This window comes from Sporosarcina sp. D27 (assembly GCF_000586555.1).
In the GTDB taxonomy this organism is placed as follows: Bacteria; Bacillota; Bacilli; order Bacillales_A; family Planococcaceae; genus Sporosarcina.
Genome location: NZ_AZUC01000063.1, coordinates 160934 through 183106, shown reverse-complemented (window position 1 = coordinate 183106; position 22173 = coordinate 160934). Strand labels below are relative to the sequence as shown.

Below are 22173 nucleotides of genomic sequence, written 5' to 3'. Positions count from 1 at the left end.
TAATTGGTTCTACTTTTTTATTATATGATTTGGCGTTTGATACATATTGCAGAAATTGAAGGCAATTGCTTAATAAGCGATTTCATCTATAGCAATCGGGCCATGAATCAAAAACACTGGGGGAAGAAATGTATAAACAAACATTGTGTTTTGTTAAAAGAAATGATGAATTATTAATGTTGAATCGCGAAAATAATCCGATGCAAGGGCTTTGGAATGGTGTTGGTGGGAAGATAGAAGAAAATGAAACACCTACTGAATGTATAGTTCGTGAGGTGAGAGAGGAAACAAACATCGACATTAGCGCCTATGAAGTAATTGATAAAGGAGTTATTTCGTGGGAAGTCGATGATTCTTACGTTGGTGGTCTACATGTTTATTTAGTAGAAATTGAAGACACTTATGATTATCCAACGCCTAAGAAAACCGACGAGGGAATCCTAGATTGGAAAAAAATCACTTGGCTATTAGAGGATGAGAATTTCGGGGTAGGAGAAATGATTCCTCATTACTTGCAAAATATTATTAATGGTGAGGGCTACTATAATCATTCGTGTACCATAAAGAACAAAAAATTAATCAGTTATGAAATGAAGAAGTTGGAATTGAGTAATTCAAAATGAAACTAATATTTACCGTAATGCGGTGCATTTAATAAATAGGGGCTTTGCTACATTCTGCCATTTTGATGAGAAGATGAAGAGAGTGGATTCTTTGAAGTTTGTTGAATTCGGGATAGGAAATACGTGGTTGGTTAGGACTGAAACAGAGTTAGCAGATGGAACAGAATATGAGGAAAAAGGAATAGTTGGACCAATAAAATATCATTCCCTCTATTTGAGGATCTGGATCGGTAAAACGGTTTTGATTATAGACTCAAGAGAGGGATTTAAACGGAGTAAAAAAGCACGAAAAGCGATTAAAATAGTTTTGGGTATATCCGGTACTTAATTTACAAATCAAGCAACCGGGGGTGTTAATGGCAAAGTGTTATGTCAGAAACGGCTCAGATTGCAGACTAAACTAACGAAGCAGTTTAGTTGAGGAAAGAATTGAATGATTTGTATGGACTATTTTCTTTAATAGAAAGAGTGGAGGGACTTAATTGGAGAAGTATTATTGGGATACTCAACTGGAATACCTCAAAAGAACGAGAGATTTATATTATAACGATGACTATTTAGATTTTTTAGTAAATAGTGTTTGGAAGATTTCTAAACCTGTACATATTATTGATTTTGGTTGTGGATATGGGTATTTAGGACTCAAATTATTGCCTTTATTACCGAAAGGTTCTAAATATACAGGGGTAGATAAAGGACAACAACTCATTAATATGGCGATAGAATATTTTCATGGTCTTCCGTATGAATCCGAATTCTTTGTAGCAGATACCAATGAGATTGAATTAGAGGGTATGTACGACATTGCTGTTTGCCATGCTTTTTTATTACACATGTCCGAACCCAAAAAAATGCTTGAAAGAATGGTGAATTCTATTGTTAACGATGGAAAAATAATTTGTTTTGAACCACATTGGATTTCAGGTATGTCATCATACGAACTCGGAGGGTATGAGCAATCACAAATTGTTCCACTTGGAATTCTGCAGAAATTATTCGAAGAGAGCACAAATGATGGAAATATTGGAGCGAAAGTACCTAAATACCTATCTGAATTGGGCGTAAAGAACATTGAATGCAGAGTCAGTGATAAAGTTAACTTCCTCTATTCAGATAAGAATCAACAAGATAAGAAAAAATTGTTTAATTCACTTAAAGAAGATGGAGTAGGTGGAGAACCTATAAATGAAGATCAGTTTATTGAAAGTTTGACCAAACGAGGAGTTACAATTAAGGAAGCACAGGAACAATTTGAAGCTGAACTACTGTTTTCACAAGTTTTTAACATGGATTCCACTTTTACGTACGCACCCAGCATGAAAATTACTTTTGGAGATATAAAAAAGTGTTAATTAATCTCAACACCTTTACTTCTGCTTCAACTAACGAAGCAAAATATCTAATAAGGTAACAGGCTTTTTTTGTGAAATTATTGATGGGAATTAAATTTGATAGAGGGGAAAAATATGAAAACAACTAATTATTCAGAAATAGCAGAGAAATACGATAAAAACCAATTTAGAGTTGACGAGATAAGGTTTGACTATGATTTGAAAGATTATCTTAAGAACAATGAGAAGTCTGAATATAACGTATTAGATTTATCTTGTGGAACTGGTCTTTATCTTGAAAAACAAATTAATTACTTTGATGACGTTAATATAAGCTGGAATGGACTTGACCTGTCAGACCAAATGCTACAGAAGTCTAATGAAAAAGTGAGAAATGTAGAATTTACTAATGCTAATGTTGAGAATATGCCGTACCAATCAGATGTATTTGATTTTATTTCTAACAATTATGTATTTCACCATTATAGCAATAAGGAAAAAGCATTAAATGAAATATATCGTGTATTAAAAAAAGGTGGTATTTATAAATTACATAATATAGCTATCCACGATATGCCTAAATGGTGGATTTATCACTACTTCCCAACAGCTTATCATGAAGATTTAAAAAGATATTGGAATAAAGAGGATATTTTTAACGAGCTTACAGTAAGGGGATTAGAAGTAACCTTGAAAATTGAGTATAGAATGGAAAATATTAGAGTGAGTGATTACTTAGATTATGCTGTAAACAGGGATATTTCTGTACTTACTTTAATTAATGATGAAGATTATGAAGAAGGGTTAGAAAGAATGAAGTTTGATGCGAAAACTCACAGGGATAAAACAATTGTCAATGACTTTGCAGAAATGTTTTGTATCGCTAAAAAAATTTAACTAACGGGGGCAATTCTTCAATAAGAATCATGGTGCGGATACCCATAAAATAAGTTGTGAATTTAAAGGGGAATTGCAGATTTATAATCATGTAGGAAGGTAGGGGATTTGCATGGAAATTAATATAACACTAGCTAGTATTGATGAATTCTACGATATTAACTTGATTGTTAAAGATGGACAGGACGAACATTCAGAAGCATTACCCTATATTTTCACAAAGGTTGATCAAGTAATGCCTGAAAGCTACTTTCGCAAATTATTGGAAGATCCAAAAACGGATATTTTGGTCGCAAAAATAGGCGTAGAAGTAGTTGGTTATTCAGTAATGGAACTGAATGAGTCACCATCATTTCAGTCTATGACGACAAGGACTTTTGCCTACATGAATGATTTTGGGGTTAAAAGCAATTGTCAAAGAAGAGGAATCGGAAGTGAATTATTTAAAGCGTGCGTGGAATGGGCTGAAAAAAAGGGGGCATCCTCATTAGAGTTAAATGTTTGGGAGTTTAATGAGAAAGCTATTACTTTTTATGAAAGTTTCGCAATGGAAAATCTCAGTAGGAAGATGACTTTACGATTATAGAAACATTAAGCAATCCTAGGCAATTATTTATAAGTGATTTCCTCTAAATCTCAATAGGGCGATTAAAGAGGAGTAGAGATAGCAAAAGGACGGCAATTGCCGTCCTTTTTCATTTTATCGCAATAGATTAAATATCTGGATTTTATCTTGGATTCCATTTACGATCATCACCCTGAAAATATATCAACATTTTGTGGAGAGTCTTTGTGAGCTCATTAATGTGGTAAGGTTTTTAAGCAAATTATACACTTGTAATGCTGAAATCACGACGGCGAATTACTGCAAAAAGTGCACCGAGTCCTAACAAAATTGCTGCAATAATAAATGTAATCCGAACATCCCAAAGCTCTGCAATTGCTCCGAAACTTAATGAGGAAATACCGAATAACAGTGATATTAAAGCACTTTGAACGGCATAAATCTTAGGAAGCTCCTCAGTAGTTGCAGATTTTTGAAGCATTGTCTCACTAACAATGCCTTTTAATTGTTGAACAATTCCATTACCTATAACAAGTAGAATAGCAATCCAAGGAATGGAGGTTACTCCGAAAAGGAGAGTGACCACGCTAATGCCGAATGAAAACAGAATAAGCAAGCGTTTTAGATTGTTTTCAATCCCACTTACAAATCGAGAGCAGATGACCCCACCAATTATCATGCCTAAGAAGAAGGCTGTATTAATGTACCCCCACCAAGCTTCCGTTTGACCGAGAACTTCTGACACGAAAATATAAAGGATAGAAGCAATCCATACAACATTGGCGATCGCCTCAAAAACAATGACCACATGTAGACTCCTGAAAAGAGGGTTTCTCCATATAATCTGCCATCCTTCTGTTAGCTCACTACTTCGTTTACCTTGCGCTTCCTTTTTTCGGAATGGCGTGGGATCACAAATTCCGAACATCATGAGCGTTGCAATGATATACAACCCAACTGTACCGAAAATAACAAATTGCCCGCTCGTCAATGCGACGGCTACCCCTCCAAGTGCCCATCCTCCTAAATTCACGGTTTCTGAGACAATCGAGAAGAAACTGTTCGCTTTCACGAGTTGTTCTTTTGGTACCAATCGCGGTAGCATAGCATGACTTGCCGGGGCTGCCCAGCCATCTAGAAAGGCAATAAAACCCACAAACATTAAAATGATGAACAGCCCTGAAGTTGTTTCAAAGATTAACAAAATCGATAGGACAACTAACAGTGCGGTCTTACACACTTGCGAGTAAACGAGCAACGTCTTTAAAGGAAAACGATTCAGCAACCAAGGAGAAATCATTCCACTTATAAAACGACCAAACATATTGATGAAAGGCACCAATGCTAATGCAAAAGGTGACTCGGTGAGTGTATATAAAACAGAAATGATCCCAACAATATAAAAAACATCTCCTAGATTAGCCAGTGATTGGCCGATCCAAAGAAAACGAAACGATGGATTTTTCATTCTTACTACCCCTTTTTAATTAAAATTAAAATTAAAATTTAATAGTACAGGGTAGTTTTACACTCGTATTATTCCTCCTTTGATTTAGAACAATTTCCTACGTAAAAACACAGAAACCTTTAACTCATGAATTGCTATCTAAAAGAAGGGTAGTAAGAATGAAAGAGGATTCCTATAATTCACATTATATCAACAAGCTAATTACATTACCATATTATTGTGACTTCTTAAAACCATACCGAAATACCAAATCCAATATGCTATTGGACGTTAGCCATTCTCTATATCTAATCATTCTATTATTTTGTGGGGAAAAATGTTATTGAAAGTATTAGTTAGTATGGTTATGGAAATTAGACTATGGCAACAACAGTACCTAATGATGAAGCGTATATACCTTCACTTGTAGGACAAAGGTTATTCAGTTAACTTAACATCCATTATTTTGTTCGAGCTACGATCAAATATAATGGTTTTTTTCTATTTGTGTAAGTTCAATGGAAATCGATAGATGAATACTGGTGTTTATCATCATATACGCAATAAACAAACGAAATATTGTGATAAAATAGAAAGAGAGGTGACAATATTGACGGATCAAGAAGCAAAGAACTGGGGACGGTTGATCAAGTATCATCGTCAGCAACAAGGATTAAAGCAAGAGGATGTATCAGTGGGGATTTGTACACCATCTTACTTGAGCCGTATAGAAAATGGTGTTGTCATCGCTGAACAAAAAGTATACGAAATGTTATTAGCCAGCTTAGGGGTTGACCTAGCTCAAGAAAAAGAAAATTTGGAGATGAAGCATTCTTTCCTTGAAACAATATATGCAAAATTATTATCAAATGAAAGCCTTACGGAAAACGAATTAACGAAATTAGAATCTTATCATACGGAGATTTTTCAACAAGAGATCGATTTGTTAGCTGGACTGGTTTATAGTCGGTACTTGTTTTCAATCGATTCGTCAAAGAAAGCTCGGGAGTTACTATTAAAAATTGAACCATTTATTACCTGGCATCAGGACAGAATCACCCAAATGTACATTGCTATCACAACGAATGTGCATTTAGCCTTCATGGAATTCCAACAGATTATCTTAAGAGAAGAACAGGAACATGTCAGTAACTATATGAATTCTGCCAATCATTTTGAACAAGCAAATTACTTTTATCACTTGGCATTTGCTCATCATCGCTATTATTCATTCCAGCAAGCACTAGATTACATCAATAGTGCGACACAAGTTTTTACTCACCAATTTAAACCCTTATTTCAATTAAAGTTGTATTCAATGAAGGGAGTTATTCTGAACGATCTATATAGATTTCAAGAAGCATTAATAGAGTTTGAAGCAGGGCAGGACTTATTGAGAAATGTGGAAACGATTCAAACACCCAGGCAGTGGAGCTCTCTTTATAATAACATTGCCTACTGCTACGAATGTCAGGGCTCTTTTAAGGAAGCTATGTCCTATTATGAACAAGCGAATAACTTTGGAGAGGATTTACATACCGTTATTAATTGGATGCGTGCAAGTTATCAAGAACGTGATGAAGAAACGCTTAATCAGTTATTTATCGAATACCCGAAAGACCGATTTAATGTGACTCATCATCACTATCAGTTGCTTTTATTGAAATGTGCTAGTGAGGGGAACTTCACAATCACGAAGTTAAAAGACCTCGAAGAACTCGTTTTCCCTTATTTCAAGCAGCAAGAATATTATTCACTTACATTGTACTACGCTCCATTATGGGCAGGATTTTACGAGAAACTCCATGCTCATAAGCAAGCAAATATCTGTTTAAAACATGCATTCGTTGCGAGTGAAAAAGTTCGTCAGCGTATGAGTAGCTAGAAGTAGCGATGGTTGAATATTTGACATTTCTTTATGTACAGGTTGACATTTTGACAAAGTGATAGAAATGATTACAGGTCTGAAGAAAGGAGTGGGAAAAGATGAAAGAAAACAATTTTCAAGAACCCTACAATGACTTGATGGGTGACATCATTAAGAAGCACGCAGAAGAAGGGGGCATGGACAATTTATCTGGAAAAGGGAAACCAATGAGTCAAGAATATTTCTCAGGAGATACGTTTCAACATTTTCAACGAATTGCTAAGGACGCTGGATACAAACCTCACTGGCTGAATTTGCAACAGGAGATTCGAGAGGATGTTCACCTTCTTGCTGAATTATACGCGGCAGATATAACGATAGATCTTGAAGATCGGATAGAGAAAATTAACGAAAAAGTCTACAAATATAATCGATTATGTCCTCGGCCAATGCAGAAGGGTCCAGTTTCTTTGGATACTATAAAAAAAGTCTTAGAAAGAAGAGAGTAATCTCTAAAGTGATTAGATTTCTGCACGAAGGAGTCGTTTCGGGTTGGATACATTAAAGGAATGGAAAGACCCCGGAATTTTGTTGTCGTCCATAGCAATTTCCAATATTGGTAACTTTATTTACCTAATAGCGATTAATATTATCGTATTTCAACTCACGGGTTCTGCAGCAGCTGTTGCGGGACTCTGGATTATTAGTCCTCTTACGAATATCGTCACTAAATTTTGGACAGGGAGCTTTATAGATTATAGAAGCAAGAGAAAAATAATGATGAGTACATATGTAATTCGAGCTGTATTCATCAGTCTCATTCCTTTTGCTTCAAATATGGTATTTGTATATGGAATCTTGATTGTCCTCAGTATAGCGAACTCTTTCTTTCATCCAGCCTCTACGACCTATTTAACGATTGTGGTGCCAATCGAAAAAAGGAAGCGGTTTAATGCAATCCGTTCTTTTGCAAGTTCTGGCGCTTTCATTATAGGTCCAGCCATAGGAGGCGCGTTGCTTTTTTTGTTATCATATGAAATTACGTTATGGATCAACGCTGTATTATTTGTTGCAGCGGCATTGTTGCTGCTCCTGCTCCCAGAGAAAGAATATATTGATAAAAATAAGGTTCCTGCGTTGACGATTTCTCAAGTAGTGAGTGATTTCATCGTTGTTAAAGACTTTTTTGTTGCGAATCGATATGTATCTGCTATTTATCTTGGATTCACCATAGTTATGATCTTCTCTTTTACAATGGATACTCAAGAAGTTGTCTTTACTCAACGGGTAATTGGTCTTTCTGAAATCGACTATAGCTTGCTTGTCAGTATCACGGGGATAGGTTCTGTGCTCAGTGCTATAGTATTGTCTATTTATTCACCGAAAATTTCTTTGAGATTTATGATTTCTATAGGGCTAATTATGATGACAATAGGTTATGTGATTTATGCGTTCTCATGGTCATTTCTTTCAACAGTGATTGGTTTTTTAGTACTAGGATTCTTTAATGTATTTTTAAATGCAGGGATTATGACATTTTATCAAAATAACGTACCAGTTTCCGTAATGGGAAGAGTAACCAGTATCTTTCAGCTCATACAAAGTGTTCTTCAGGTTGTATTTATTCTTGGAATAGGCATTTTAGGAGATGTTTTGTCCTTACGAGTTGTCATTGTTTCATTAGCAATTGTGATGCTTTTAACATCTGTTTTATATGTTGGTTTAGTTTTTAAATCTGAGAAAAAGAGATTTTACCTAGAGGATATTGGTTAAGGATATTGTTGATGTAATATTTAGATATTCGTGTTAAAATTTTATTAGATTACTGAAAGGTGTGATTACAATGGAAAATATGAATACTTTTGAAATGGAAAATTACTTTAGCGGAGGTCATTACGAGTAATTCATGGGAATTTCATTGAATGCTCGTAAATTTGATAATTATTGGAGGAGCATTCATGTTAACAAATCAAGGGTTTAATTTATGGGCGGATAACTATGACCAAACAGTGCAAATCAGTGAGGAAAATAATCTATATCCTTTTGCCGGATACAAAAAAATACTAAATACGATCTTTAATGAAGTGATGCAAAAGGAGAATTCTAACGTTCTAGATATAGGATTTGGTACAGGTGTCTTAACAAGTAAACTTTATGAAAATGGACACCAAATTGATGGATTAGACTTTTCATCAAAAATGATTTCCATTGCTCAATCTAAAATGCCTAATGCCAATTTGTTCAAGTGGGACATTTCAAAAGGTCTACCTTCTGAGATTCTTGAAAATAAGTATGATTCTATAATAAGTACTTACACATTGCACCACTTAACAGATGAAGAAAAAGCATCATTTATAACCAACTTAATACCTCTACTTAAAAAAGAGGGTAAAATATTCATCGGAGACATTTCTTTTGAAACTCGAGTGGAATTGGATAAATGTCGTCAGGAAAGTATTAAATACTGGGATGATGATGAATTTTATTTTGTTTATGACGAAATTAGTTCTCTACTAAAGTATCAGTGTGAATTTCATCCGATTTCTCATTGTGGTGGCGTATTCATTATTTCGGAATGAAAAATTATTCTTTATCAAAGTGGCAAATGAAGAACAGCTCTGAACAGGGCTGTTCTATCATTTTTATCACCTCATATTGAGAAAAAAGATTGCGCTGCAATTAATGCTCCTTACTATTAGGAAAACAAAAGACGAGCCTTCCTGGAAAGTCAGGTGGGCTCGTCTTGCTGTTTCACAATAATTAGATCTGTGTTTATCCTTTTAACGACACACTACGATTTCCCGTTCAAAGTGTGCTTTCTTAGCAATACAACGATCTACTATTTCAAAACCTGCATCTATCAGTAAATCATCCATCGATTCTATCGTGACGATGACCAGTTTGTCTGTCAGTGTGCGGGCTGCCTGTAAAATCGATGCTTGCTGCTCCCGCGTGACGTGTGTGTACAAATTGTATGGCATGTCGATTACCGCTGAATCATAATGACCAGGTGCTTCTTCGATGGGACCATGCATCACATCACCTGCTAAACCGAAGTGTTCAATATTTTTTCGTGAACCGAGTACCGCAAGTGGATTGATGTCCCGTCCGTCCATGTCGATGCCCATTGATAATGCTTCAACTAGCACGTTCCCGATACCGCAACATGGGTCAATCGCTTTCACGCCTTCAGTATGTGGTACGGCAATATTCGAAACCGCGCGTGCGACACGGGTACTAAGTGCAGTTGAATACATTTCAGGCTTTTTAACGTGCTGTCTCCATACTGATATACTCTCAGTCAAATTGCCAAACAGGAATTGCTGGCCAATCTGAACGATCCCGTACAAAATATCAGGTTGAAACAAGTCGGCTTCTCCCGGCATAACCATTCCAATTGAACGTTCCACTTTTCGCCGATCGGGATGAGCTATCTTAGCAGTTTCACCAAGTGTCATTGTATTGAGGCAGCGAATAAGAAAACGTTGTCCGTCATCTGTAAACGTAGAGACATAGTCTGCAACTTCCTGAATGGAATTGCACGTAACTAGCACATCCAGCCGCTCTTTCATGAAAGGGCTTCGGCTTGGATCAATGCAGGTTTCACTGAAGATGAAATTCTCGTGCGTATCTTTATTGAAAAATGCGCGCATTTCAAGTCGACACAACTCTATTTCATCGGTGTGTCGGCTATACGTGTATAGATGATTGACTGCTGCCTTATTCACGCTTCACCCTCTAATGCGACAAGCATTTTAAAGACAAATTCGTATACAAGTTTAAGCGTTTCATCGAATGTGTTTGAAACAGAAAAACCATCGACATAATCTAGTGCGATATTTACGTCCCACAATCCATCATCAGCTGAGAACATTAAACTGCGTGTACCTGGTGCAGTTCCAAGCTGTGCATCGATATACTTTTTAAGCCATTCTCCATGCTTTTTCTGAACTTGGAGTCCGAATAGCGCAGTGACGGTTTCGAAGACATCATCCATTTCAAGAACAACTCCATCGATCCCGATTGTCGCAAATGATGGGTCTTCGGCAAATAGATAAGAAGTAGGTTGAGTCTTTACTAATGATACAGCGAGATTGCCTGTATTTGCAGGTGTTTCTAGTGGCTCATCTGTTTCTTTGTTCGATAGACTATACATCGGTGAGAAGGCCGGAGCATCAATTACTTTCATATCTGGTGAAAGCAACTCTTTCTTCTCTAGAAATTCCTTTTGCTGTGGATTTAACGGGAGTCCCTCTTGTGACTCGTGTTCTGCGATATAATTTTTCATCCATTTAGTTATCATTCAATCCAACTCCTTCAATACTCTTCAGTATACCTTATATGAACACTCACAGTCACTCGATCTCTTCGTACCATGGATTAACATGGATTAAGACTTCACCGACATCGGGATTTGCGTCCTTGATAGCATTCCTGAGAGCACTTGTCACATCGTGTCCTTGTTGAATCGTGAGCTCCGCTGGAATACTTATACGAATATCCACAAGTACATAATGTCCATGCTCACGCGCCCGTAGACGGTCAACCCGTTTTACTTGGGGGAATTCTTCTATTAACTGTTTGAACAACATCAGCCGTTCTTCACTCACGGTTTTTTCCATTAAAATATCGAGCGCTTCTTTTCCGATGTGGATTGCGAGTCGTAGCACCAGAATGGCAACAATGAGTCCAGCAAGTGGATCTCCATATGAAAGAACAGGAATGTCAAAATGGTAACCGATTAGTCCGAGTCCAATTCCGATGACAGCTGCTAGAGAAGCATACACATCCGCAAGATGATCGTATGCTGTAGCAATGAGACCTTTACTGTTTTCTTGTTTTCCGATTCGCATCGTGTAAAAATAGAGTGCCTGCTTCCAAATCATAGAAACGATTGCGGTGATCAATGCAAGAACACTCGCTTTAGCAGGCTCTTCGAAAAATGCGAAAATAGCTTCTATAGCGATGTAAATGGCAGCTGCTCCTAAAATGAGTCCGACGAGAGCGGAACTGATAACTTCTGCTTTACCATGCCCATAAGGATGATCTTCATCTGGCGGACGTTTGGAAAAGCGCATCGAAGTTAGCGCTGCAGCAGAGGCGACCACATCGCCCGCGTTGTGAAAGCCATCTGCTAACAAAACTGGACTATGAAATAGATAGCCTACAATGATTTTCATGATGGTGAGGAAGATGTTGCTAATTAGACTCACCCAGATTGCAATGAGGGAAGACAATGAGTGTGTCGTGTTTGTCATAATCAGATAACCTCCAATTTATAAAGTTGCAGAGGGGAAACAAAAACCCCTGACGTATTTTTGTCAGGGGTTTGGATAGAAAATTTATAGGATTGGTCATTAATCAGCATAGTATACATAGTTATCACTCGCTTCACATTAGTTGCGTACCAATAAGTATACCTCTTTGACAAACACAATACAAGCTGAGAAGCTGGGTAGAGAAGATTGCAAAAAGGATAGTTATGAATTATAATTCATCTAATGTAATAATTATACATACTGACGGAGGCTGATCTATATGAAACTTTGGGGTGGAAGATTTTCTTCTAAAGAACATGAGCGCATGGAACAATTTAATACGTCTTTGCCTGTAGACAACCGATTAATTGAACAGGATATCGCTGGGAGTCTGGCCCATGTGGCTATGCTTGTCCACTGTGATTTGTTGACACCTGAAGAGGGAGAACTGCTCCTCAATGGATTAGAAGAGATTCAAAATGATATTTCTTCTGGAAAGTTATTAGTAGAAGGGGATTATGAAGACGTGCATTCGTTCGTCGAAGTCCAACTGACAGAGCGAATCGGAGAAACAGGGAAAAAACTGCATACCGCACGTAGCCGAAATGACCAAGTCGCAGTCGATATGAGACTGTATGCAAAAGCTAAAGCGAAAGAAGTCTCAGGTCTGCTGCAAAACCTGATGGATTCCTTAACTGCAAAAGGACAAGCAAATGATGTCATTATGCCTGGATATACACATCTCCAGCGAGCACAAGTCATCACGTTCAGCCATCACGTTGGTGCATATGTCCAAATGTTTTCACGTGATAAGAAACGAATCGAAAACGCTGCGGAACTTATGGATGAAAACCCACTAGGTTGTGGTGCGTTGGCAGGAACCACACATGAAATTGACCGTGATGTAACAACAGCACTCTTACACTTTGCAAAGCCAGTTGAAAATTATATCGACGGTGTAAGCGACAGAGACTATCTATTGGAACTGATGTCCGATTTCTCCATCATAATGATGCACTTAAGCCGCTTAAGTGAAGAGCTGATACTTTGGAGTAGCCAAGAATTTAAGTTTGTCACGATGTCCGATGCGTTTTCAACAGGCAGCAGCATCATGCCTCAGAAGAAAAATCCGGATGCTGCCGAACTAATCCGAGGAAAAACTGGTCGCGTCTACGGCTCACTATTCGCGTTATTAACAACGCTAAAAGGACTGCCACTCGCATACAACAAAGACATGCAAGAAGACAAAGAACAATTCTTTGACGCAGTGGACACCGTTATCGATTGCATCGACATCATGTCCAGCATGATCGACACAATGCAAGTCAACGCCGACCAAATGCGCAACGCCGTCAAAGCCGGATTCCTGAACGCAACAGAAGTCGCCGACTACCTCGTCAGCAAAGGCACACCATTCCGAGACGCCCACAGCATCGTCGGCCGCCTCATCATCTATTGCGAACAACAGAAAAAAGGCATCGAAGAACTAACAATCGCAGAACTAAAAAATTTCAGCAACTCCCTAGACGAAGACATCTTCGCCTACATCGACTACGACGAAATCCTAAACAAAGGCACAAAGAAGTTTATGAAAGTAGGCAAGTGAGATTATTTTATGGTTTTTTAAAAGTAGCAGTGAATATGAAGAATCTTATAAATTCCCGTTGATTGAAGCGAAAGACGGCGACTCCGGAGGGATCAGCGAAGATCGAAGACCCTGGACTGAGCAAAGCGAAGGAAGCGGCTGAGATCAAGCCCCTCGGAAAGCGTCCGTCTGTAGAGTAAATCAACACCGTCTACTATCAATTTGCTTAACAAAAAGGCTGTCCAGAAATCAGTAAAACTGACATCTGAACAGCCTTTTTAATCTCTAAATTACCCCATAATGTTATAACCAGCATCCACATAAACCACTTCGCCAGTCACACCACTAGACAAATCACTCAACATCACCATGCTCATCTTCGCCACTTCTTCCAACGTAATGTTTCTACGTAACGGCGCCTTTTCTTCAATCTCGTGAAGAATTGTATTAAACGAAGGAACACCTTTTGCAGACAACGTACGAACCGCTCCAGCCGACACCGCATTCACACGAATGTTCTCTTTTCCAAGATCGTGTGCTAAATAACGCATAGATGACTCAAGCGCCGCTTTTGCAACACCCATCACATTATAACCATCCAGAACTCTTTCAGCTCCAAGATAGCTCATTGTAATAATTGATCCACCCTCAGTCATATAGCGACGCGCTTCACGAGCAGTCGCAACTAATGAATAAGCACTCGTATCTTGAGCAAATGCATAACCATCACGTGAAGTTTCTACAAAATCATTATGCAAATCTTCAGCGTGTGCAAATGCAACAGAGTGAACGACACCATGAATGACGCCAACTTCTGTACCAATCTTTTCAAACGCAGCGCGAATGCTCTCATCCTCGTTCACATCACACTCTGCAACTAAACGAGCCGTCAATTCATTCTTCTCAAGTGCCTTTTCAAGCTTCGCAAGAGAACGCTCTTTACGATAAGTGAAAATGACATTTGCACCTACATCAAAAAGTGTTTTCGCGATTCCCCAAGCAAGGCTGCGCTCGTTCGCAACACCCATAACGACAATATTTTTCCCTTTAAGTTTCAACAAATCTTCCATGATTCAGTGGCCCCCTTGAAATCGTTCTATTATATTTTTTAGTTAGCAGTCAGTATCAATACCTGGTCACAAAATAATTATAGCACAGTTTCTTTTTACAGTTCCATCGTGAGTATGAAACGAATTTAGAAGGTGACACTAAGAGTAACTTGCGAAAAAAGGAGTGCTCATTATGATACGTTTAAAGACAGGGCTTGAAGGTAGAAAAACACAATTTGGTATCATGCAAAACCGACTCGAAGAATCCGGATACCATCTCGGAGGGAACTGGGATTACCACACCGGATATTTTGACAGGATTTTGAACCGGGAAGAAGGGGAGACCATTTATATCCGTGCACCGTTTGACGTCATTGCCGGCATGTTGGATCAAGATAATGCATCCATCCAATTTAAAACACCCTATATTATTAAGCATGTCATCAATGTCGGATTTGACTCTGAAGAAAATTCTCTTTTGACATCCACATTTAACCAATTTCAGGAGCCTCTTGATAAGGACGGAAGAATTCCAGATAAATCAAGATGGCAGGAAATCGGAGTAAGAGAAGTGGATCGTCTCCTTGCCATTTTAGAGTGAAAAATGAAATGATTATTTTCTGAAAAATGTCTATACAGAAGCCTCTCGTTCGTGTACGGTATAGGTATAAAACCTATCAGGAGGCTTCTAATGATCAAGAAAATCCTAGTCCCATTTCTTATCGTTGCACTCATATTTTCAATTGCCAATCCAGCATCGGCAGGGAAGGTGTTCAGTGACGTCGGTGATCAATATGCAGCAAAAGCTGAACTTGAATTTTTAGCTGAACAAGATATTGTCACTACAGGTCCTTCTGTTGCTTATGGCATCAACCAATCCATTACAAGATTAGAAGCTTCTGAAATGCTCGTTCGTGCTCTGAAACTCGACACAACAAATCGTCCTGACCCACAGATAATAGATGTAAAAAGAGGATCTGCTGGTTATGACATCATTGCAACCGTTGTAGACGAAAACATTATGGTTGGGAATTTGCAAAAGGAATTCAATCCAAATGCTTTGTTAACACGTGCTGAAATGGCAGCAATACTTGTGCGTGCTTTCGATCTACAACAGCCTAACAGCTCAAAGAAGTTTCAGTTTGTAGATGTGAATGTAAAGAGCTTTGCTGCACCATCAATCAGTGTTCTATTTGCCAACAACATCACATTCGGTTATCCGGATCATACATTCAAACCTACGATGACATTAACACGTGCCCATTTCGGAATTTTCCTTGCGCGAATATTGAATCCGGAATTTCAAGAAGCATTAACGTGTTTTAACCCCGTGGCGAAAAAGACATATCATGTAAATGTGGCGGTTACGACTCTATGGAAAGCACCTAATGAAGCTAGACTCATTGACAGACCAGCTGTTTCTGCACCAACGGATATTCGAAAATGGACGAAAACGATGACGATCCCACAGAAACAATGGTTAGTCGGTAAAACAGAAACACAAGCTCTTTACGGACAAGAGGTAGTTGTACTTAAGACTTCAGGAAAATGGATGCAAATAGCTGTAAAAGATCAGTTTTCTCCTAAAAACAAAGCCGGCTATCCAGGATGGGTTCCTGTGTCTCACATAAAAGAGTCATATGCGGATTATGGACAGTGTGCAACTGCTATGGTGAAAGCACCGATTGCAAATTTATATCACGATGAAACCACTGCTAGACCGTTCATGGAAATCAGTTTTAACACGATTCTTCCAGTTCTCGAAGAAAAAGGGGATTGGGTAAAAGTTCAGACGGCAACAGATGAGGCCAAATATGTACGTAAACAAGATGTAAATGTGCTTCTAAAAGGTAGTAAACTTCCTGCACCAACATCACAGGATATAGTAACAACTGCGAAAAAATTTAACGGACTACCATACTTATGGGCTGGTACTTCAGGGTTTGGTCTGGATTGTTCAGGGTTCACGTACTCAGTCTATAGACAGCATGGCATCGATATTCCTAGAGATGCGAGTGTTCAAGCTACACATGGAACAGCTGTGAAGAAGAGTCAACTTCAACCAGGTGATCTATTGTTCTTTGCTTACAATAAAGGTAAAGGGTCCGTACATCATGTCGGAATGTATATCGGAAATGGTAAAATGATTCATTCACCAAATCCGAAGAAAACAGTCGAAATCATATCGATAGATGCAGAGCCATATCGCACCGAATTCTCAGGAGCTCGACGGTATTTGAAATAAGATGCTAAAAAGCCCATTCGCTATTAAGAGCGAATGGGCTTTCCTTTGTGTTATTTAAGGATGTCATTATATAACAAACCGTCGTCGTCTAAAGAAATCACTTTCAAGCGATTTTCTTTTTTGACATAGACGCTTTTCACCTTTTTTTGGCCACTTTCATCCTCAAAGAGAATCACGCGTGTTCCTGGGTTATCTGACTCTACGATTCCCTTGAGACCATCAACATCCGCAACTTCTGCAATCTTGCTGTACTCTTCGTAGGTTGCAAGCTCACTATTCTTTGCATCTGTTTCAGAAGCTTGTTCTTCCGCTTCGTTATTGTCTTCTGGGGCAGTGTTGACTGAGTTCTCTTCCAACGAATTTGTGTTTTCGTCAGGTGCATCAGGCTCTTGTGCAGGCTCATTACTCGTACAACCCGCTAGCATGATTGACAACGCACCTACTAGTAGTAATTTGTTCATTTTAAATAACCTCCGTAATAGTTTTACCAATAAAGCATTTTAAACAGCCGGGTTCTAGAAGGCAACTAATTGGTCCGACTTTATCCATATTCATTAATATTTCGACAAAATCCTTTCTAATTCGCTAAATGTTTGTTACGCTCTAGAGTGAGAAAAGATCGATTAATCTATTTTTGTTGAGTTTCTTGTGGAGGTGCAACAGTATTGACGTTTAAAAAGAATTTCATTATTGGTCTCATGCTATTTGCGTTGTTCCTAGGTGCTGGGAATATAATTTTTCCACCAAAACTAGGTCAATTAGCAGGAAGCGATTTGGCGCTAGCAATGTTTGGTTTTTTAATTACAGGCGTTGGCCTACCGCTTTTAGCGATTTTGGCAATAGCACACGCAGGTGGTGATTTACGCTCAATCGCAGATCGTGTTCATCCAACTTTTGGTTTGATATTCACTATGATTGTGTATTTGGCAATAGGTCCTTTTTTTGGAATTCCGAGGACAGCTACCGTTTCGTACGAAATTGGTATTTCACCATTTTTGTCTGGTGAAGTAGCTACTGCGCAATGGCCACTCCTTGTATTTAGTATTCTGTTTTTTGCAATTACTATAGGGCTGGCATTAAACCCCGCAAAACTTGTAGACCGTATTGGTAAGTTTTTAACACCTATATTGTTTTTAGTAATTGCACTCCTTGCCGTCAAGAGCTTTGTAGATCCGATTGGTTCCATTAATCGTCCAGATGCAACGTTTGGCACACATCCATTCTTTAAAAGCTTTGTTGAAGGATATTTGACGATGGATGTCATCGCGGCACTTATTTTTGGTAGTGTCATTACGGCTGCCATTCATGCGGAAGGTGTAAAAACCTCTAAAGGACTTATGAAGTCCATGATTGTAGCTGGAAGTGTCGCTGCAATCGGCTTAAGCTTTGTATACATATCTTTAGGGTACATTGGGGCAACGAGCCTCGAAGCAATTGGGGTTCAAGAAAACGGGGGCATCGTTTTATCACTTGCATCTGAACTGTTGTATGGCTCATTTGGTCCTGTTATTTTAGCGATTACAATTCTTTTTGCTTGCTTGACCACTTCAGTGGGTCTCGTTTCTGCTTGTGCTCAATTTTTCTCACAAGTAGTACCAGCTCTATCGTATAAAACATTTGTCGTAATTTTTGCAGTCTTTAGTGCTGTGGTTGCGAATGTAGGGTTGACTCAATTGATTTCTCTTTCGATCCCGGTTCTATTAATGATTTATCCACTTGCTATCGTTTTAATGCTGTTATCCTTTGTAGATAATGCTTTTGGCAGGAGGCCGATTGTTTATATGCTTGCCTTATTTGGAACGGCACTGGTTAGTATTTTTGATGGTCTTGCAGGTGGCGGAATCGTTGTAGAACCAGTTGTGAACATTCTTCAGCATTTACCTTTGTATGAACAACAAATAGGCTGGCTTTTACCAGCAATTATTGGTGCTGGGATCGGTTATGTCATCACTCTTGCTTCGCCTTCTAAAGGATAATAAATGCTACCGCTCCATGTTTAGTTTTGGTCTAATGAAGGAAGACTAAGGATAACTGAACAAAAAGGAGAGAGTACGCATGAATGCAAAAGAAACTGCACAAAATATTTTGGACAACAGTCATATCGGAACGATGTCAACTGTAGAGGCGAATAAGCCTTTTAGCAGATATATGACGTTTTATCATGAGGATTTTACCCTGTACACAGCGACATCTAAAAAGACTGAAAAAGTGGATGAGCTTAAGAAAAATCCAAACACATATATTTTACTTGGGTACAATGACGAAGGATATGGGGATGCTTTTTTAGAGGTAGCAGGGACTGTCACGATTTCCGATGAAGACCGACTAAAGGAAAAAGTATGGAACGAACATATGAAGCCTTGGTTCACTGGTCCAGAAGATCCGGACTTAGTCATTTTAAAAGTAGTACCGGATTCTATTAGATTGATGAACAAAAAAGGTGAAGAACCTCAAACAATCACGTTTTAACAAACAAAAGGATGAGCATTGAGCTCATCCTTTTTATATATCCTCTTCGTATTCATGACGTGCATCTTTCACGATGGCCTTTAACTCTTTTTCGTCAGCTCCACGCAAAAAGTAAGCAACAGCGGCTTTTCCGATCGCATACGTACCTCCGCTTGCGATACTTGCACTAATTGCAGAACCAGCACCTGGAATGACGAGATTCGCAAATTTACTCCCTTGTTGGGCAATCATGCGCAATGTAAAACCTGTTGCGCCAATACCACCTAGAGATACGAGAACTTCGCGGGCAGTTTTAAAGTCAAGTTCGCGACCCGACAAATAGGCAATAATCATGAGCAAAATCGATTGTAACGCAAGCAAAACAGCAATGTCCGTTGCAATTAGGGGACTCAGTGCGACCGTTCCAGCTAACGCAGTGAAGACTTTTATGAAACGCAATGCAATTCGTTCAGAAATGGTGTTCAGTCGAATCGATAACCCCAGATGTATGGCTGCCCGGATGTCCAGGCTGTCTTCTAAAAAATCGATAAGTTCCTCGATTCCATAACGTCCATCAAATTCGATTGAGCGATTGTCATCCTCTACATCAGACCATTCAATATAGGATGAAACGGGTAGAAACGCGGAAGCTACCAGATCATTCTGTTCAAAAATCCGTTTTAGCTGCTCGGTTTTTTCGGTTATCAATTGAGTTTTTGCTGCAGGATAGTTTTCAGGTTCTTTCACACGAGAGGGATTCAAGTCATCTACTTGTGTAATGACCGCAATCAGTGGAAGTCCTTCTGCTGCTTTTTTCATGATTTTTTTCGTTACAGCAACATCTTTATCGATATGAGCCCGTTCCGTCGCTTTTTGTAAAAATAGGACCGCATCCGGCTCGAATGAGTGTATGACGTCTTTTAATGTATCCTCAGCTTTTGTATCGAATGTTTCCGATTCTCCAATACCACGAGTGTCAATCACTTCAAAGTAAACATGTCCATCTGCCTCATAGGCATAGCGCTTTGCTTCTTTTGTGCCAATCTCCACTTCACTCACTTCAGCTAGATACCGTCCACTCAGTGCGTTAATAAGACTACTTTTTCCGACGCCTGTCCTACCGACTAATACAAAACGTGGGGGGCGAGGGTTTTTTAGTCCTTTCAACAGATTTTGTAGTTCATCGTCATTCATCATAATTTCCATCATTTTCTTCCGTTGTTTTTCGGAAATTAAATTACCTGGAAGTTTGGTAAAAAGCTCTTCAATGTAATTGGACAAATTACCAATGTGTTGAAGTCGCTGACGCATTTCGTCAAATTGGGATTCCATGAGCAAACATCCTCTCTCGATCGTTCTATACTTATTTTGTACCCACAACCGCTTCACTTCAAGCGATAACTGCCTATACATATCTAAAGTGTACCTAACGCAAGGGCAAATTGCATGGTATACTGAGAAACGAAAAATTTGAGCGGATTTATTGGAGGAATTGCATATGAAACAACTTGCAGGAGGCATACAATGGGCAGTATTTTTAATGGCTTCTTCTATCGCTGCACCGATTGCAATTGCCCACGTATTTGGAATGGATTCAGGGGATACCGCCCTGTTTTTACAACGGACTATTTTTGTATTAGGAGTTGCATGTCTATTACAAGCATTGATCGGCCATAAGTTGCCGATTAATGAAGGGCCAGCTGGTTTGTGGTGGGGGATCTTTGTTGTATATGCCGGGATGGTTGGTGTGTTTTACAGCACTCCCGATGATGCATTACAGGCCCTCCAAAGTGGCATGCTGTATAGTGGGGTATTGTTTATCATCCTCGCAGCAGCAGGCGTCATCACAAAGATGAAGAAACTATTCACACCTGCTATCACGTTTACGTATTTGATGTTGCTAATACTGCAATTGAGTGGAACGTTTATAAAAGGCATGGTAGGTGTGGAAACTCCAGAAGATGTGATTGATTTGCGTGTGGTCTTAGGTAGTTTACTTGTGCTGATTATCACATTCGTTGCGATGGGCAACAAAAGAGAATGGGTATCCAAATATGCTGTATTGCTTTCCATTGGTGTTGGTTGGGCGATTTTTGCAGTTCTTGGTCGTGCTCCAAGCGTGGGTTTCGTTTCCGACCAAATCATTGAACTGCCAAAAATGTTTGTCTACGGACCACCTGTTTGGGATGGTGGCGTTGCAGTAACAGCTGTTTTCATAACACTGTTGTTGATCGCAAATATGTTAGCTTCCATTCGTGTTATGGAAAATTTGCTTAAACAGAAGTTTTCCATGCAAGTAGAAGATCGTGTTCGACAAGGCTCTTTTGTTTCAGGTATTAACCATTTACTTTCAGGTGTATTTTCTGCAATAGGTCCAGTACCAATTTCGGGTGCTGCAGGATTTGTTGGAACAACGGGAATGGCATCCATTTTGCCGTTCATCGTAGGGAGCGCCTTAATTGTTGCAATTACGTTCTTCCCAGCTATAATGGCTGTATTTGCAGCATTGCCTGCACCTGTTGCATATGCCGTAACGTTTGCTATCTTCACAAAGATGGTGTCAATGGCGTTTTCAGAGCTGGATGAGGATCCTGAAAAAGAGCGTGCACGAAAAGCCGTTGCAATTGGCCTGATGACCGGAGTAGGAATTATGTTTGTTCCTTCAGCAAGTTTTGCTCAATTGCCAGCTGTTCTTGCTTCTGTATTATCTAACGGATTAATAACAGGTACGATTGTAGCGATTGTCATTGAACAACTATCCCTTAGACATAGTAAGCATCCGTAAAAATCTTTTTGCTTCTAGGTTTGTGTTCACTTCAATAGTGGGAATAGTGGTTAGAGTTGAACGGAAAACTAGA

22 protein-coding genes are annotated in these 22173 nt (G+C 38.9%); 15 read left to right on the top strand and 7 right to left on the bottom strand.

Annotated features, from left to right (window positions below; all coding sequences use genetic code 11):
* The first annotated feature begins 128 nt into the window (after positions 1 to 128).
* The 5 genes from N693_RS0118270 (at position 129) to N693_RS0118250 (ending at position 3437) form a co-directional block, all read left to right on the top strand.
* On the top strand, positions 129 to 623 hold the full coding sequence (locus tag N693_RS0118270; RefSeq protein ID WP_025786310.1) for an 8-oxo-dGTP diphosphatase: 495 nt from the start codon (positions 129 to 131) through the stop codon (positions 621 to 623).
* Positions 624 to 714: 91 nt separating this feature from the next.
* Positions 715 to 951: a DUF3977 family protein gene (locus N693_RS0118265; protein ID WP_025786309.1), complete on the top strand. Its 237-nt coding sequence runs from the start codon at positions 715 to 717 to the stop codon at positions 949 to 951.
* A gap of 154 nt (positions 952 to 1105) precedes the next feature.
* Positions 1106 to 1975, top strand: coding sequence for a methyltransferase (locus tag N693_RS0118260; RefSeq protein WP_025786308.1), 870 nt, complete (start codon positions 1106 to 1108; stop codon positions 1973 to 1975).
* A 114-nt stretch (positions 1976 to 2089) separates the two neighbouring features.
* Complete coding sequence (locus N693_RS0118255) at positions 2090 to 2851, top strand: class I SAM-dependent methyltransferase (RefSeq protein ID WP_025786307.1); 762 nt, start codon at positions 2090 to 2092, stop codon at positions 2849 to 2851.
* A gap of 112 nt (positions 2852 to 2963) precedes the next feature.
* Positions 2964 to 3437, top strand: a complete 474-nt coding sequence (locus N693_RS0118250) for a GNAT family N-acetyltransferase (RefSeq protein ID WP_025786306.1) — start codon at positions 2964 to 2966, stop codon at positions 3435 to 3437.
* A 241-nt stretch (positions 3438 to 3678) separates the two neighbouring features.
* On the opposite strand, the gene N693_RS0118245 is transcribed toward N693_RS0118250, so the two are convergent.
* Positions 3679 to 4884: an MFS transporter gene (locus N693_RS0118245; protein ID WP_025786305.1), complete on the bottom strand. Its 1206-nt coding sequence runs from the start codon at positions 4882 to 4884 to the stop codon at positions 3679 to 3681.
* A 589-nt stretch (positions 4885 to 5473) separates the two neighbouring features.
* Here N693_RS0118245 and N693_RS0118240 point away from each other — a divergent pair.
* From N693_RS0118240 to N693_RS0118225, 4 genes are all read left to right on the top strand, one after another.
* Positions 5474 to 6748, top strand: a complete 1275-nt coding sequence (locus tag N693_RS0118240; RefSeq protein WP_025786304.1) for a helix-turn-helix transcriptional regulator — start codon at positions 5474 to 5476, stop codon at positions 6746 to 6748.
* A 101-nt stretch (positions 6749 to 6849) separates the two neighbouring features.
* Entirely contained in the window at positions 6850 to 7239 is a 390-nt protein-coding gene (locus tag N693_RS0118235) for a DnaJ family domain-containing protein (protein ID WP_025786303.1), read from the top strand.
* Between the two features lie 43 nt (positions 7240 to 7282).
* A complete protein-coding gene (locus tag N693_RS0118230) occupies positions 7283 to 8503 on the top strand; it encodes an MFS transporter (protein ID WP_025786302.1) in 1221 nt (406 codons plus the stop codon).
* Positions 8504 to 8688: 185 nt separating this feature from the next.
* Positions 8689 to 9309, top strand: coding sequence for a class I SAM-dependent methyltransferase (locus N693_RS0118225; protein WP_025786301.1), 621 nt, complete (start codon positions 8689 to 8691; stop codon positions 9307 to 9309).
* Positions 9310 to 9510: 201 nt separating this feature from the next.
* Here N693_RS0118225 and N693_RS0118220 read toward each other — a convergent pair whose 3' ends face one another.
* The 3 genes from N693_RS0118220 to N693_RS0118210 are packed head-to-tail and all read right to left on the bottom strand — an operon-like array spanning position 9511 to position 11988.
* Positions 9511 to 10458 carry a TRM11 family methyltransferase gene (locus tag N693_RS0118220; protein ID WP_025786300.1) on the bottom strand — a complete coding sequence of 316 codons (948 nt, stop codon included), beginning with the start codon at positions 10456 to 10458 and terminating at the stop codon, positions 9511 to 9513.
* A complete protein-coding gene (locus N693_RS19800; RefSeq protein WP_025786299.1) occupies positions 10455 to 11033 on the bottom strand; it encodes a hypothetical protein in 579 nt (192 codons plus the stop codon). The genes N693_RS0118220 and N693_RS19800 overlap by 4 nt, the downstream gene beginning before the upstream one ends.
* A gap of 52 nt (positions 11034 to 11085) precedes the next feature.
* Positions 11086 to 11988, bottom strand: coding sequence for a cation diffusion facilitator family transporter (locus N693_RS0118210; protein WP_025786298.1), 903 nt, complete (start codon positions 11986 to 11988; stop codon positions 11086 to 11088).
* A gap of 280 nt (positions 11989 to 12268) precedes the next feature.
* Between N693_RS0118210 and argH the strand changes: the two genes are divergently transcribed.
* Positions 12269 to 13594 carry an argininosuccinate lyase gene (gene argH / locus N693_RS0118205; protein WP_025786297.1) on the top strand — a complete coding sequence of 442 codons (1326 nt, stop codon included), beginning with the start codon at positions 12269 to 12271 and terminating at the stop codon, positions 13592 to 13594.
* 269 nt (positions 13595 to 13863) lie between these two features.
* Here argH and N693_RS0118200 read toward each other — a convergent pair whose 3' ends face one another.
* Entirely contained in the window at positions 13864 to 14643 is a 780-nt protein-coding gene (locus N693_RS0118200) for an enoyl-ACP reductase (protein ID WP_025786296.1), read from the bottom strand.
* A gap of 172 nt (positions 14644 to 14815) precedes the next feature.
* Between N693_RS0118200 and N693_RS0118195 the strand changes: the two genes are divergently transcribed.
* Positions 14816 to 15223, top strand: coding sequence for a YugN family protein (locus N693_RS0118195; RefSeq protein ID WP_025786295.1), 408 nt, complete (start codon positions 14816 to 14818; stop codon positions 15221 to 15223).
* A 90-nt stretch (positions 15224 to 15313) separates the two neighbouring features.
* Positions 15314 to 16867: an NlpC/P60 family protein gene (locus N693_RS20075; RefSeq protein WP_025786294.1), complete on the top strand. Its 1554-nt coding sequence runs from the start codon at positions 15314 to 15316 to the stop codon at positions 16865 to 16867.
* A 50-nt stretch (positions 16868 to 16917) separates the two neighbouring features.
* Here N693_RS20075 and N693_RS19790 read toward each other — a convergent pair whose 3' ends face one another.
* On the bottom strand, positions 16918 to 17328 hold the full coding sequence (locus N693_RS19790; RefSeq protein ID WP_025786293.1) for a hypothetical protein: 411 nt from the start codon (positions 17326 to 17328) through the stop codon (positions 16918 to 16920).
* Positions 17329 to 17532: 204 nt separating this feature from the next.
* Between N693_RS19790 and brnQ the strand changes: the two genes are divergently transcribed.
* Together brnQ and N693_RS0118175 are read left to right on the top strand one after the other, a co-directional pair.
* Entirely contained in the window at positions 17533 to 18843 is a 1311-nt protein-coding gene (brnQ, locus tag N693_RS0118180) for a branched-chain amino acid transport system II carrier protein (protein WP_025786292.1), read from the top strand.
* Positions 18844 to 18922: 79 nt separating this feature from the next.
* Positions 18923 to 19336: a pyridoxamine 5'-phosphate oxidase family protein gene (locus N693_RS0118175; protein WP_025786291.1), complete on the top strand. Its 414-nt coding sequence runs from the start codon at positions 18923 to 18925 to the stop codon at positions 19334 to 19336.
* A gap of 33 nt (positions 19337 to 19369) precedes the next feature.
* On the opposite strand, the gene N693_RS0118170 is transcribed toward N693_RS0118175, so the two are convergent.
* Positions 19370 to 20647: a GTPase gene (locus N693_RS0118170; protein ID WP_025786290.1), complete on the bottom strand. Its 1278-nt coding sequence runs from the start codon at positions 20645 to 20647 to the stop codon at positions 19370 to 19372.
* A 166-nt stretch (positions 20648 to 20813) separates the two neighbouring features.
* Here N693_RS0118170 and N693_RS0118165 point away from each other — a divergent pair, with 166 nt between their 5' ends.
* Positions 20814 to 22100 (top strand): purine/pyrimidine permease, encoded by a 1287-nt coding sequence (locus N693_RS0118165; RefSeq protein WP_025786289.1) that lies wholly within the window; start codon positions 20814 to 20816, stop codon positions 22098 to 22100.
* Positions 22101 to 22173: the final 73 nt, after the last annotated feature.

What these genes read in the sequence shown, in the direction of transcription:
- N693_RS0118270 (WP_025786310.1), top strand. Translation starts at nt 129, where the DNA reads ATGTATAAACAAACATTGTGTTTTGTTAAAAGAAATGATGAATTATTA.
- N693_RS0118255 (WP_025786307.1), top strand. Translation starts at nt 2,090, where the DNA reads ATGAAAACAACTAATTATTCAGAAATAGCAGAGAAATACGATAAAAAC.
- N693_RS0118250 (WP_025786306.1), top strand. Translation starts at nt 2,964, where the DNA reads ATGGAAATTAATATAACACTAGCTAGTATTGATGAATTCTACGATATT.
- N693_RS0118245 (WP_025786305.1), bottom strand. Translation starts at nt 4,884, where the DNA reads ATGAAAAATCCATCGTTTCGTTTTCTTTGGATCGGCCAATCACTGGCT.
- N693_RS0118235 (WP_025786303.1), top strand. Translation starts at nt 6,850, where the DNA reads ATGAAAGAAAACAATTTTCAAGAACCCTACAATGACTTGATGGGTGAC.
- N693_RS0118225 (WP_025786301.1), top strand. Translation starts at nt 8,689, where the DNA reads ATGTTAACAAATCAAGGGTTTAATTTATGGGCGGATAACTATGACCAA.
- N693_RS19800 (WP_025786299.1), bottom strand. Translation starts at nt 11,033, where the DNA reads ATGATAACTAAATGGATGAAAAATTATATCGCAGAACACGAGTCACAA.
- N693_RS0118210 (WP_025786298.1), bottom strand. Translation starts at nt 11,988, where the DNA reads ATGACAAACACGACACACTCATTGTCTTCCCTCATTGCAATCTGGGTG.
- argH (WP_025786297.1), top strand. Translation starts at nt 12,269, where the DNA reads ATGAAACTTTGGGGTGGAAGATTTTCTTCTAAAGAACATGAGCGCATG.
- N693_RS0118200 (WP_025786296.1), bottom strand. Translation starts at nt 14,643, where the DNA reads ATGGAAGATTTGTTGAAACTTAAAGGGAAAAATATTGTCGTTATGGGT.
- N693_RS0118195 (WP_025786295.1), top strand. Translation starts at nt 14,816, where the DNA reads ATGATACGTTTAAAGACAGGGCTTGAAGGTAGAAAAACACAATTTGGT.
- N693_RS20075 (WP_025786294.1), top strand. Translation starts at nt 15,314, where the DNA reads ATGATCAAGAAAATCCTAGTCCCATTTCTTATCGTTGCACTCATATTT.
- N693_RS19790 (WP_025786293.1), bottom strand. Translation starts at nt 17,328, where the DNA reads ATGAACAAATTACTACTAGTAGGTGCGTTGTCAATCATGCTAGCGGGT.
- N693_RS0118175 (WP_025786291.1), top strand. Translation starts at nt 18,923, where the DNA reads ATGAATGCAAAAGAAACTGCACAAAATATTTTGGACAACAGTCATATC.
- N693_RS0118170 (WP_025786290.1), bottom strand. Translation starts at nt 20,647, where the DNA reads ATGGAATCCCAATTTGACGAAATGCGTCAGCGACTTCAACACATTGGT.
- N693_RS0118165 (WP_025786289.1), top strand. Translation starts at nt 20,814, where the DNA reads ATGAAACAACTTGCAGGAGGCATACAATGGGCAGTATTTTTAATGGCT.